12 protein-coding genes are annotated in these 12,497 nt (G+C 40.9%); 4 read left to right on the top strand and 8 right to left on the bottom strand.

The features are described from left to right. Positions 1 to 14 precede the first annotated feature (14 nt). Complete coding sequence (gene pepF / locus FN960_RS08240) at positions 15 to 1,820, top strand: oligoendopeptidase F (protein ID WP_143848228.1); 1,806 nt, start codon at positions 15 to 17, stop codon at positions 1,818 to 1,820. Positions 1,821 to 2,413: 593 nt separating this feature from the next. Here pepF and FN960_RS08235 read toward each other — a convergent pair. After that, complete coding sequence (locus FN960_RS08235) at positions 2,414 to 2,995, bottom strand: GNAT family N-acetyltransferase (protein WP_143848227.1); 582 nt, start codon at positions 2,993 to 2,995, stop codon at positions 2,414 to 2,416. Then, positions 2,953 to 3,762: an ABC transporter ATP-binding protein gene (locus FN960_RS08230; protein ID WP_143848226.1), complete on the bottom strand. Its 810-nt coding sequence runs from the start codon at positions 3,760 to 3,762 to the stop codon at positions 2,953 to 2,955. Before FN960_RS08230 ends, FN960_RS08235 begins: the two co-directional genes overlap by 43 nt. Positions 3,763 to 4,277: 515 nt before the next feature. Here FN960_RS08230 and FN960_RS08225 point away from each other — a divergent pair. Beyond that, positions 4,278 to 5,612: an alkaline phosphatase gene (locus FN960_RS08225; RefSeq protein WP_143848225.1), complete on the top strand. Its 1,335-nt coding sequence runs from the start codon at positions 4,278 to 4,280 to the stop codon at positions 5,610 to 5,612. Between the two features lie 124 nt (positions 5,613 to 5,736). Here the strand turns inward: FN960_RS08225 and FN960_RS08220 are convergent, their stop codons facing one another. From FN960_RS08220 to FN960_RS08205, 4 genes are all read right to left on the bottom strand, one after another. After that, on the bottom strand, positions 5,737 to 6,453 hold the full coding sequence (locus tag FN960_RS08220; protein WP_143848224.1) for a hypothetical protein: 717 nt from the start codon (positions 6,451 to 6,453) through the stop codon (positions 5,737 to 5,739). 175 nt (positions 6,454 to 6,628) lie between these two features. Continuing rightward, the gene (locus tag FN960_RS08215) at positions 6,629 to 7,240 is read right to left on the bottom strand and encodes an alpha/beta hydrolase (RefSeq protein WP_143848223.1); all 612 of its coding nucleotides are present in this window, start codon (positions 7,238 to 7,240) and stop codon (positions 6,629 to 6,631) included. Between the two features lie 17 nt (positions 7,241 to 7,257). Further along, complete coding sequence (locus FN960_RS08210; protein WP_143848222.1) at positions 7,258 to 8,235, bottom strand: ring-cleaving dioxygenase; 978 nt, start codon at positions 8,233 to 8,235, stop codon at positions 7,258 to 7,260. 11 nt (positions 8,236 to 8,246) lie between these two features. Continuing rightward, positions 8,247 to 8,681 carry a MarR family winged helix-turn-helix transcriptional regulator gene (locus FN960_RS08205; RefSeq protein WP_143848221.1) on the bottom strand — a complete coding sequence of 145 codons (435 nt, stop codon included), beginning with the start codon at positions 8,679 to 8,681 and terminating at the stop codon, positions 8,247 to 8,249. A gap of 109 nt (positions 8,682 to 8,790) precedes the next feature. Here FN960_RS08205 and FN960_RS08200 point away from each other — a divergent pair, with 109 nt between their 5' ends. Together FN960_RS08200 and FN960_RS08195 are read left to right on the top strand one after the other, a co-directional pair. Beyond that, positions 8,791 to 8,985, top strand: a complete 195-nt coding sequence (locus tag FN960_RS08200) for a hypothetical protein (RefSeq protein WP_143848220.1) — start codon at positions 8,791 to 8,793, stop codon at positions 8,983 to 8,985. A gap of 177 nt (positions 8,986 to 9,162) precedes the next feature. Continuing rightward, entirely contained in the window at positions 9,163 to 9,363 is a 201-nt protein-coding gene (locus FN960_RS08195; protein ID WP_143848219.1) for a cold-shock protein, read from the top strand. A 272-nt stretch (positions 9,364 to 9,635) separates the two neighbouring features. On the opposite strand, the gene xylB is transcribed toward FN960_RS08195, so the two are convergent. Together xylB and xylA are read right to left on the bottom strand one after the other, a co-directional pair. Beyond that, positions 9,636 to 11,132: a xylulokinase gene (gene xylB / locus FN960_RS08190; RefSeq protein WP_143848218.1), complete on the bottom strand. Its 1,497-nt coding sequence runs from the start codon at positions 11,130 to 11,132 to the stop codon at positions 9,636 to 9,638. Positions 11,133 to 11,145: 13 nt separating this feature from the next. After that, the gene (gene xylA / locus FN960_RS08185) at positions 11,146 to 12,477 is read right to left on the bottom strand and encodes a xylose isomerase (protein WP_143848217.1); all 1,332 of its coding nucleotides are present in this window, start codon (positions 12,475 to 12,477) and stop codon (positions 11,146 to 11,148) included. Positions 12,478 to 12,497: the final 20 nt, after the last annotated feature.

Raw genomic sequence — 12,497 nt, 5'->3', positions numbered from 1 at the left:
AGGAGGAATGACAAATGACTAAGCTAGCGTATCGAACAGAAATTAAGGAAGCAGAAACTTGGGATCTAACGGATCTCTTTACTAGTAGAGAGGAATGGCAGAAAGAGCTCTATGCCTTGCAACCCGCTTTAGAGGGAATCACAGGTTTTTCAGGGAAGCTTGCAGAGCGTGCAGAAAATCTACTAAACTGCCTTGAAGCAAGAGAAGCTCTCATGGAGCGTATTGTTTTAATTTCTACATATGCCACACTAAAGCTTTCTGTAGACGGGACAAACGCTGAGGCTCAATCCGATCAAGCACTAACAACGGATATTCTAGCTGAGGTTGCGGCATCCCTTTCATTTATTGAATCCGAGATTCTTTCAATCCCTGACCAAACGATTAAACAGTTTAAAGAAGATGAAGACCGACTTAAAAAATTCGATATTTTACTTAATAAAATACTTGAGAAAAAACCGTATTCGTTACATGCAGAAACTGAGAAGGTTCTTCAAGCTTTATCACCCACCCTCTCTTCTCCCTTTATGATTTATTCTGCCAGTAAATCTGCAGATATGACCTTTCCTTCATTTACTGGTAAAGATGGAGAAGAGAAGTCACTGTCTTTTGCTTTATTTGAGGATCAATATGAACTATCCCCAGATACAAACGAACGAAGAAACGCCTACAAAACCTTTGATGCTACGTTGGCGCAGTATGAGAACACCTATGCAAGTACCTATGCAACTGAGATCACAAAGCAGGTTACCTTGGCTAAGCTACGACAGTACGATTCAGCTACGGACATGCTGCTTCATGACCAACAAGTGAATCAAGAAATGTATACAAATCAGCTTGATATCATTTATAAAGAGCTCGCCCCGCACATGCAGCGATTTGCCAAACTAAAGAAACGTTTACTTGGACTTGATGAGCTTTTATTCTGTGATTTAAAGGCCCCTCTTGATCCTGACTTTCAGCCTGAAACCACATATGAGCATGTATCTAATCTCATTAGTGAAGCTCTCACCGTCATGGGGACTGAATATTCAATGATGCTGCAAAAAGCATTACATGAGCGTTGGGTAGATCGATCTAGTAATGTTGGAAAACGTACAGGTGCTTTTTGTTCAAGTCCTTATGGGGCTCATCCATACATCTTAATGACGTGGACAGGTAATATGCGTGGCGCCTTTATGTTAGCTCACGAACTTGGACATGCTGGTCATTTTTATTTAGCTAATCAACATCAGCCACTATCCTCTGTTCGTCCAAGCTTATACAATATTGAAGCACCTTCAACAATGAACGAATTGATTCTTGGTAACCATCTTCTTAGGAAAACAGATGATCCACAAATGAAGCGATGGGTCATTCTTCAATTCCTTGGGACTTATTATCACAATTTTGTAACCCACTTGCTAGAAGGTGAGTTTCAACGTCGTGTTTATCAGCTAGCAGAATCAGGTGAGCCACTTACAGCCTCTGTCCTCAGACTAACTAAGAATCAAGTATTGGAAGGGTTCTGGGGAGACGCGGTCGTGTTGGATGAAGGAGCTGGGCGTACATGGATGAGACAGCCACATTATTATATGGGTCTGTATCCTTACACCTACTCTGCTGGCCTGACTGCTTCCACTGCGGCTTATAAATTATTTGAATCAGAAGGTCAACCTGCTATTGATCGCTGGTTAGATATGCTTAAAGCTGGAGGCACAAAAAAACCTCTGGATCTCTTTAAAGATGCTGGAGTTGATATGAGTGATCCTGAAACCATTCGTTTAGCTGTCCGTTATGTAGGTGACTTAATTACTGAGCTTGAAGAAAGCTATCAAGAATAATTTCATTCTTAAACAGGAGCTACTAAAGAGGTTTTGGAACAAATATTCATTGGGTGTGTAAGATTGTTAACCTTCGTTTCTCCCAAGTATTTTAGCTATAAGAAGCGGTTGGGACAGAAAAATTATACTAATCAAAAAGCTGAAGAATGTTGGAGTCTCTCCATTCACTCTTCAGCTTTTTGGTTGTATAAAAATAAAAGATGGTGGACGAATACTGCTCTAGAAATACACTTCGTTTGCATAAGTACATAGTGAAATTGGAGGTTATCTGAGTGTTGGTTCTTCGCTGCCGTTCCCCGAAAATGGGGACACGCTTACCGCGGGAAGGTAATGAGCTAAATCTACGGAGTCGAGTTAGCTCTTTGAGCCTTTTCATCGAGGCTACTGAAAAACGATCTTTATAAGACTTCGAACGTTCATCAATTGTTTAAGTCAGAACATGAGCGGAAGGAGAAACCGTAGACTCCTAAGGAACAGAACGCGTCTGAAGACATTGAAGGAGTGCTCTTCTCCTTCAAGGGCTGAGGCCGTTCCCGTGGAAAGCGTAGGTTTCTCCTGTAGCGGTGCATGGAGCTCATTTCTAGTGAATTTTTTTATACATCCTCTGGATTTATGATAGCAAGGATTTGATGATCCTCCCAGATCCCTTGGATGCGCACATTTTTGCGGGCGATTCCCTCTTTTACGTATCCATTTTTCTCGAGTACACGAATGGAGGCTTTATTCCTAGGCATCACCCCCGCCTCTACTCTGTGCAGCTTCAAATTGGTAAAGGCATAAGTAGTGATTAGTCTACATGCCTCACTGGCGTAACCTGCGCCATTATATTTTTTTGCAACAGAGTAACCAATGTGGGCACTTTGAAGGGCTCCCCTAAATAACTGATACAATTCTGTTGTGCCAATTAATTCATTTGAATCTTTTGTGTATATACCAAAGTGATACTCCGTTCCTTGCTTCTTTAAATAGTCAAATTGTTCGAGCAAGTGCTTTTGGAATTCTAAGGTGTAGTAATTCTCTATTCTTTTCATAGCATAGCGTTCAAAGAAGTGCTTATTGTTCATGTGCAAATGTAAATGCTTCTCTTCATCCCCTGGTTTGAGTGAACGTAAATAGATTGAGTCCCCTTCCATTACTTGCTTCCAATATTCTCTAATGAAGATATTTGAATCCATGGGCGCTCGTCTCTCCAAGCTACATGGATCGGTACATCAAAAGCCTCTGACAAATAATCATTGGTCAGTACCTCTTTTTTTGGACCTGCCGCAAGTGCTTCACCATTTTTTAAAAGCAAAACATGTGTAACAGCAGGAACTATTTCCTCAGGATAATGAGTAACGTAGAGCAGTGTGGGGCTCCTTTCTTTTTGGTGATGTGTGTGAAGCTGATTTAAAAATTGCTCTCTGGCTAATAAATCAAGGCCACTTGTCGGTTCATCTACAATAACCATCTCAGGAGCCGCCATAAGCGCTCGAGCATAAAAGGTCTTTTTGCGCTCACCTTGAGATAACGTTCCAAGCTGTGCTTCCTTCACTTTTGATAAACCCATTTGATCTGCAAGCATATAGGCTCTTTCTACATCGTGATCCGATAGTTCCTCATGTATTCCAATGGAAGCGTGCCTTCCACTCGCAATAATATCGACACAGGTCAGGCCGTTATAATGCCGGTGTCTTTCTTCAAGGGATGCACTAAGCCAACCGATTCGTTTTCTTATTTCAAGAATAGAGGTTTGACCAAACTGCTCCCCAAACACTGTGATTTTTCCATTCGTAGCCCATTCGTATCCTGTAATTAGTTTTAGTAAGGAGGTTTTTCCAGATCCGTTGGCACCGAGTATCGCCCAATGCTCCCCACTCTTAACCTCCCACTGAATATTCTGAATAATGCGCTTCTGATCGCGTTCCCAATTGACCCCTTCAAGCTTAATTACGTTGACCATCTTCTACCTCCATAATCAGGTTACAGTTTCAACAAATTGAGTATATCACAGGTATTTTATTTTTTTTGGATAAGCTACGCATATCTGTACACACTAATAAAAAAACGAAGGAGCGAGTAAGGTGGTCTTTCCCATTATTCAGACAGCGATTTTGGATTATGCATTCTTGACCCCTGTCGTTTGCCTTATAAGTCAATTAATAAAACGGCTCACTTATTTAAAATTTCCATGTGTGCCTTCTGTTTTACTACATGCTGGATTAACTTTATCCTATAGTTTAACCTACCGCCATAGCCTTTTTTCTGGAGCTTTGATGGGTTTATGCTATGGGTTAGCAGCCATTGGACCTTATTCTACCACTAAAGAAAATCTCTTGGTTATTCGTTCCTTTTTTTAGTATGGTACGCAGAATTTTGCTTTACATTCTTTTAAATAATTTTAATCTTCATGTTACAAGCAGGAAATAACCCTCTGTTAGAATTGGGGCGAACCTATTCTAAAGGAGGCTTTTTTTTATGAAAAAGAATCTACCTGTACTGGTTACAACGGCCCTTGTTGTTGGACTAACTGTGTCCCCTTTTCAAAAGGCTGTAGCTTCAGACGCGGGAGAGAGTACAACTCCTGATCATGGGAGCCATGCTAAAAACGTCATTTTTTTAATCCCTGACGGTTTCTCAACGGGCTACGCTGATAGCTACAGACATTTTAAACAAGAAGGTCTACCAGTTTGGGAAGAAAAGGACATGCTACGAGGTATGGTAGCGACACATTCTGCTGATTCGAAAATTACAGACTCAGCCGCCGCAGGTACAGCCCTCGCTACAGGAACCAAAACAAACAATGGTATGCTAGGAATCTCCCCTGAAGGTGAAGACCTTGAAACCATTGTTGATTTAGCTGGGCAAGCTGGTAAGAAAAATGGATTAGTTGCTACTTCAACGATTAACCATGCTACCCCGGCAGCATTTGCTGCAAGTGTTGAAGGTCGAAGTGATTACGAAGAAATAGCAAACCAATTCATTAATCATGAATCTATTGATTTACTGCTTGGTGGTGGTCGCGAACAGTATCTCCCACCTGAAGAAGGTGGAATTCGAGAGGATGGAGCCAACTTAATTACCGAAGCTGAAGAGCAGGGCTTTACATATCTTGAAACTAAAAGAGATTTACTTCATGAAGAAGCAAAAGATGATGCTAAGTATCTGGGTTTGTTTGCTGACGATGAATTGATGCCTAGCTTTGGCATAAACACCATTGAGCCGAGCCTTGGACAAATGACTTCCTTTGCCATTGATCATTTATCCCAAGCGGATGAGGGATTTTTCTTAATGGTGGAAGGCAGTCAAATTGATTGGGCAGGTCATGATAATGATGCGGCTTATGCGATGAAGGATACAGAAGCCTTTGAAGAGGCAGTGGCTCTATCAATGGACTTTGCTGAAAAAGATGGTGAAACATTAATTGTGATGGTAGGTGACCACGATACTGGTGGTTTGTCGATTCAGCCGGATGACGATTACAATCCAGCAAATCTTCATAATGTGAAAGCAACAGGTGAACAAATGATGCAAAAAGTCGATCATTCGTTCTCTAACTTAGAAGAGGTGGTTACAGAAAATACCTCAATGAGTTTTACAGAAGACGAGTTAACAACGATTAAAGAAAGCGACGATCCGAAGCTTGCCTTAAACACCATCGTCAGTGAAAAAGCTGGTATGGCCTGGACAAGTACAGACCATACGGCCATCGATGTTCCGATTTACGCATACGGACCACATGCAGAAGCGTTTAATGGGAATATAGATAACACGGATGTATTTAAAGGCATTAAAGAAGCTTTAATAAATTAGTATGATAGTGTAATCTATCCTACCAATTCAATATAGAAGAGCCGAACCATATTGGTTCGGCTCTTCTAATAACTGAGTTTCTTAGTCCTCTTACAACGATTGATTTCGAGCTTCGAGCATCAAATTATTTTAGCTGATCTGCTGCCTGTACAAGCTCTTTATATCCTGAGCGTGTTAGTTTATAGGAATCATCCATGTAGCTCGATTTTTCGAGAGATTCCAAGCTTTCCCTTGATAACCGAGGGATCATACGTTGAATCTCATCATTTAATTCTGCTAATGTTCCATTTTCGATAACGGATGCATCCAAGGAAGCGGCAATTTCCTTCATTGGATTATCTTTAACAAAATATTTCTTTGTTCCTTCGTAAACCATTTGTAAGCGGCTTGGCTCATGACCAAGCTCCTCACGAATTCGTGTTGTTTCAGTCGCTTTTTCAGCGAGTTTTTCACGATACGCCGTTTTTTCATGTTCCTCAATGGCAGAACGACTTAATAATTCCTCAAACATTTGTGTTCGATCTAAATCAAGCTGTTGTAGCTCTGATTCTTTTTCGAGTAACTCCGGCTCCGAAAGCTTCGGCCGCTCCTCGCTCATAGCAGATGGAGCTTCGATTTGTCCAGGAGATTCTCTTAATAGTTTCAGCATCTCAGCAAGCTGGCGATATATAAGGACGCCGCCAGTAATTAGTACCGTTAAAACAACAATACGGTACCATATTTCTTGAAAAATAGCTAAGTATATTACACCTGCAGTCATAACGCCAATAATAGCAAATAACACCCAGTTTTTTCGTGTCGTGCCTTGATGATCATTTATAGGAGATTCTTTTTCAGTCATAGGATGACCCCTTCTCTAGATAAAGTAAGCCGTTGAAACCCCTTCATACTATAAAATCACTGTACGATATGTCAACTGTATAATCGATTTTCGCACTATCTTACACAAGTGTAAAGGGATTTCACCTGTTTGTGAAAAAAATAACACTTGAGCCAGATTGACTCAAGTGTTATTTCTACGCATTAAATTGTTGAATCCACTCTCCGGCTTCTTCTACCTCGGCTCTAGTTAGCTCATGACCACCATCTGTCCAAAACTCGGTGACATCTGCTCCAACCTGCCGTAAAGCTTGAATGAGTCCTTCTGCTTCTGCTGCCGGAATCATTGTATCTCTTCTACCAGAAGAAATATACACAGGTGCTGTAATCTGATCTAGCTGTACATTTGCTTGTGGTTGCATCGCATGAAAGAGCACTGCGCCTGCAAGGGCATCTTTGATGGTATACAATAGATTCGCAGCAATATTTGCTCCATTAGAATAGCCAGCGGCTACTACATTGTTTGCATCAAAATCATATTTCTTTGCTGCATCCTGGACAAATGCATATAACTCTTCGGTGCGTTTAGCTAAATCCTGCTCATCAAATACTCCAGCGGCTAGTCTTTTAAAGAAACGATTCATTCCGTTTTCGGATACATTGCCTCTAACACTTAAAATAGATGCCTTTGGAGCCATCATCTCAGCTAATGGTATCAAATCGTTCTCGTCTCCACCCGTCCCATGTAATAGCAGGATCGTTGGAAGAAAAGTGTTCTCGCCTTTTATAAATCGATGCTCATGATGCATAGAAATCACTCCTTGTGTCAATCTTTTTTAGCTGTGTGAAGCGGTTTAATGTTTGCTTCAATCTGTTCACGCTGATTCTCGAGGTACGGAGGAAGGGCTAATGTCTCCCCTAACGTTTCAAATGACTCATCTCCTTCAAATCCCGGACCATCCGTTGCTAGCTCAAATAGAATCCCATTTGGCTCACGGAAATACAGGGAGCGGAAATAGTAGCGCTCAACAAAACCCGAATTTGGCATACCAGAAGCTGTAATATGATCCACCCACTTCATCAGCTCTTCTTGGTTTTCAACACGAAATGCTACATGGTGTACACTTCCACGGCCTGGGCGTTCACGCTGTACATCATTACGTTCAAGTAAATGAATTTCTGCACCCGTTCCACCCTCACCTGTTTCAAAGACACGAATCGTCTGATCCTGTTCGGTATAACCCGCAATTTCTCTAAAGCCCATCACTTCAACTAAAACTCTTGCTGACACATCTGGACGACTAACTGTCAGGCGAACAGGTCCAAGTCCTACTACTCCCACATGAGCAGGTACTGGACTTTTATCCCACGGTTTCCCTCCTGCTACACCTTTATTGTGCTCGTCTGAAACAAACTGAAGTCTTTGGCCTTCAAAATCACGGAAATGGATCGCTTTTCTTCCAGAATCCTCTGTAATTGCTTCATGTTCTACTTTGTATTCGGTTAATCGATTCAACCAATAATCTAGAGCTGCATCATTGGGTACTCGTAAAGAAGTCATACTGATACTGTTTGTACCTTCATACGTGCTTCCTGCATGAGGAATTTCAAAAAATGTTAAATCCGTTCCAGGATTACCCTTCTCATCTGCATAGAAAAGATGATACACAGAGGTGTCGTCTTGGTTAACTGTCTTTTTCACTAACCTCATTCCTAATATTTCGGTATAAAAATGAAGATTCTCCTTTGCGTTAGCAGTAATAGCTGACACGTGGTGCTGTCCTTTTAATGGTAATAATTCCATGTTAAAACCTCCTAATTTGATTGAGATGTCATTCCTTTTTGTAGCTTCTTTAATAAATGGTTTAACTGCTTTTGCTCTTCTGTAGTTAGAGAGGAGAATAGAGAGGACTGAAACGCCGATTGATCAGGTAGCGCTTTCTCCATAAGCTCTTTCCCTTTTTCCGTCAATGAGATATGTTTCACTCGCCACTGCTGTTCTCTTTTGATAAGTTCACGTTGTTCAAGCTTGGCCAGCATCTGGGTGATGCTTCCCTTAGTCACAAGTAACTTTTCCGCAAGGTCCATTTGTGATATTGGTTGATTTGCATAGGTCTGCGCAAGTAAATCAAATTGAGAAATACTTAGGTCGTATGCTTTCACATGTTCATTGGACAATTTATTGCTTTGATGATAGAACTTTGCTATTCGAAACCATAATAAGATACTTAAGCGTTGTGTAGTAGTCAACTATTCACCACCCTTCTCATTTATCAGTTTAGCACTAAACTGATAAATGTCAAGTGATGTTTAACAACTTGCTCTATTGGGAATTTAATGGACAAGGGAGTGATGAAGAATGGGTTCTAACTCAAATAAAGACTCAAAAAAAGAACAAGTAAAAAAAGCAAAGTTTAAACCGACTAAGGATGAACAAAGTCATCATGATCAATCATCCATGCCCATTGACGAACTACCGTTAGATGAAATAAAAAAAGAGCAAGAAGAAGAGCGTAAACCGGAAAAAACGAAGGATGATTCAACTAGCAAATAAATAATGATAATAGAAACACAGATGATTGTCCCCTTGCATCCTGCTTTCATCTGTGCTATTCTAATAATGCTACTTATTGTTTTATTAAGTTGGATAGAAGGAACGCTTGTTGTTGTCTCCTCTTGAAGCTTGATGGTCAACGTAAATAGTACTACAATTTTCAAGGAGGAAACACACATGCTAGAAGGTACAGTAAAATGGTTTAACGCAGAAAAAGGTTTTGGTTTCATCGAGCGTGAAGACGGAGATGACGTATTCGTTCATTTCTCTGCTATTCAAAGCGAAGGATTCAAGACTCTTGAAGAAGGTCAAGCTGTTCGTTTTGATATCGTTGAAGGTGCTCGTGGAGAGCAAGCTGCTAACGTTGAAAAAGCATAATAACTAACATAAAACCCCCTTTATGGGGGTTTTTTTATTTATCTACCCCGTTTTTAATACAAAAATAAAAGCCGAGCCATTATGTTAATCTACCTACATAACGGCTCGGCTCTTCTTGTGGTAAAATCTTTGTGATTGTGTATATATTGATTCCAATAGCTATCTAAACAAGCAACGGACAAAGAAACAAACCTTAGCCGTCCTACTGTCTATACAGCATTGATATTTGCATGAATTCTATCCTTCTTGTAGCTGGAACACCTAAATGTTTTTTAGCGATAAACAGATAATGCTTGGTTCATTTCTTTTGTATGCTGATAGACAGAGCGGTAGATTTTATAAATAGAGTCGTACTGCTGGACTTGCACTGGATCAGGGTTATAAACTTCTTGCTCCTGTAGAAACTCCGCTGCACAATCCTCCAAGCTATCGAACCAATTTAATCCATACGCAGCGAGCATAGCCGCTCCCATACCTGGCCCCTGTTCACTGGTTAGCTTTACAATGGTACAATTAAAGATGTCTGCCTGCATTTGCAGCCAAACCTCGCTCCGAGCACCACCTCCGATTGATACGATGCGATCAATCGCAATACCCTCTTCTCGAAATAGCTCCACAGAATCCTTTAATGAAAAAGTAATTCCTTCTAAAACAGCCCTTGTAAAATCCGCCCTAGTGTGTGTAGAACTCATTCCTATAAAGCTTGCACGAATGGCAGCATCTGCATGCGGAGTCCTTTCTCCACTTAAATAGGGAGAAAACAATAATCCTTTGGCCCCCGCAGGTCGCAAGCCAGCTTCTTCAATTAACGTACCTATATCTTCTTCTGTAGCAAAGGTATCTTTAAACCAACTTAAGCTGTATCCTGCTGACAAGGTCACACCCATTTTGTAAAAGGCTTCTGGTTTCGCATGATGAAAAAAGTGGACCTTTCCATTTGCCTCTGCTTGCTTATCCTGCTCATAAGCTAAGACAACCCCAGAAGTCCCTATACTAACAAGTGTGTCTTTAGGTGTTAAAATGCCTGCACCTATAGCTCCACACGCGTTATCCGCTCCACCGGCCATCACTTTAATTGAATCTGATAGTCCAGTAGACTTTGCCACGCTCGCTGTTAAACAGCCAACCACTTCATGAGATGTAACAAGAGGTGGACATAACGTTGGATCCAGCTCTAGCTTAGAAAGAATGTGCTGACTCCATGTCTGCTTTTCAATATCCAATAGTGAGGTCCCGCCAGCATCGGAGTATTCACACTGAAGTGTACCGGTTAAAGCATAGCGTAAATAATCCTTAGGTAGTAAAAATGTAGCTGCCTTTCGGAATACGTCGGGCTCATGATCCCTTACCCACAGAAGTTTTGGTAGCGTAAACCCTTCAAGAATTGGGTTTTTAGTAATTGATAGTAGCTCTTCTTTACCAATAATCTCTTGAATCCTCTTACACTGAGCTGTCGTTCGCGTATCATTCCAAAGAATAGCAGGTCTGAGTACTTGACGATGCTCATCTAAAAGGACTAATCCATGCATTTGTCCTGAGAAACTTATGCCTTCAATTAATTTTGATTCTTCCGGGAACGTTTGCACTAATTCAGCCAAGGCGTTTATCGTTTGTGTTACCCATTCTGAAGGCTCCTGTTCACTAAACCCCGATTGATGCTGAATGAGGGGGTACGCTTTACTAATTGTATGAGTAACCGTTCCTGCCTTTGAAACAAGTAGGATCTTGACGGCGCTAGTACCTAGATCAATTCCAATTACGTAGGACATATCAACACCTCTTTTATGCACGAACCGATTGCATGGTCTCAAGCAAATATTGATTGATGGTTGCTTTTAGTTTTTCTTGCTTTCCAGAATAGTTTGGTATCTCTGTAAGACTTAAAGCATGCTCTTCTAATTGACTCAAGCTGCTTCGTCCCTCTACAATATCCAACCCAATTCCTTCTTTAAAACTTGAATAGCGATTCTCTACAAAGTCTTCAAGCACTCGGTCTTCAATTAGTTTTGCTGCTACTTTTAATCCAATAGCAAAGCAGTCCATTCCAGCTACATGAGCCTCAAATAAATCAACAGCTTCAAATGACGTTCTTCTAACCTTTGCATCAAAGTTTAATCCACCGCTACCCAGTCCGCCATTCTTTAAGATTTCATACATTGCAAGTGTACTGGAATACATATCCGTCGGGAATTCATCCGTATCCCATCCAAGCAATGGATCTCCCTGGTTCGCGTCAACTGAACCTAACATACCATGAATTCTAGCCGTGCGAAGTTCATGTTCAAAGGTATGTCCTGCTAAAGTAGCATGGTTTGCTTCAACATTAAATTTAAAGTGATCCGTTAGATCATATTTTTGTAGGAAGGATAAACCTGTTGCTACATCAAAATCATATTGATGTTTTGTCGGCTCCTTAGGTTTCGGTTCAATTAGGAACTGACCCGTGTAGCCAATTTCTTTTGCATAGTCAACAGCCATATGCAAAAATCGTCCGAGATTATCCTGCTCGAGTTTCATATCGGTGTTAAGAAGTGATTCATATCCTTCTCTTCCACCCCAGAAAACATAGTTCTCAGAACCTAATTCTTTTCCAAGCTCTAAACCCTTTTTCACCTGGGCTGCTGCATAGGCAAATGTGTCTGCTGAATTTGACGTTGCCGCCCCGTGCACATAGCGGGGATGTGTGAACATATTAGCCGTATTCCAAAGCAGTTTAGTTTTACTCGTTTTTAAGTAGTCTTTCATTAGAGAAGCAATTTCATCTAGGTTTTTATTTGATTCACGTAAGCTTGCACCAGCTGGGGCAATATCCACATCATGGAAGCAGAAATACGGTACGTCTAGCTTATCAAATAATTCAAAGGCCGCTTCCAGTCTTGCCTTGGCAAGATCCATTCCAGATAGATGATTCCAAGGGCGCTGCATAACTGCTCCACCAAATGGATCCTCTCCACCCGCTGTAAATGTATGCCAATAAGCGACAGAAAATCTTAGAATCTCCTCCATCGTTTGACCTTGAACCTGTTCGCTTGGATTGTAATACTTAAAAGCTAAAGAATTTTTAGACGTTGGCCCTTCATATTGAACCTTATTCACTTCATTAAAAACTGCCATAATTATATTCCTCCACTCAG

This window comes from Alkalicoccobacillus porphyridii (genome assembly GCF_007293315.1).
Classification (GTDB): domain Bacteria; phylum Bacillota; class Bacilli; order Bacillales; family Bacillaceae_D; genus Alkalicoccobacillus; species Alkalicoccobacillus porphyridii.
The sequence above is the reverse complement of the archived record's forward strand: the minus strand, read 5'-3'. Positions and strand labels throughout refer to the sequence as shown.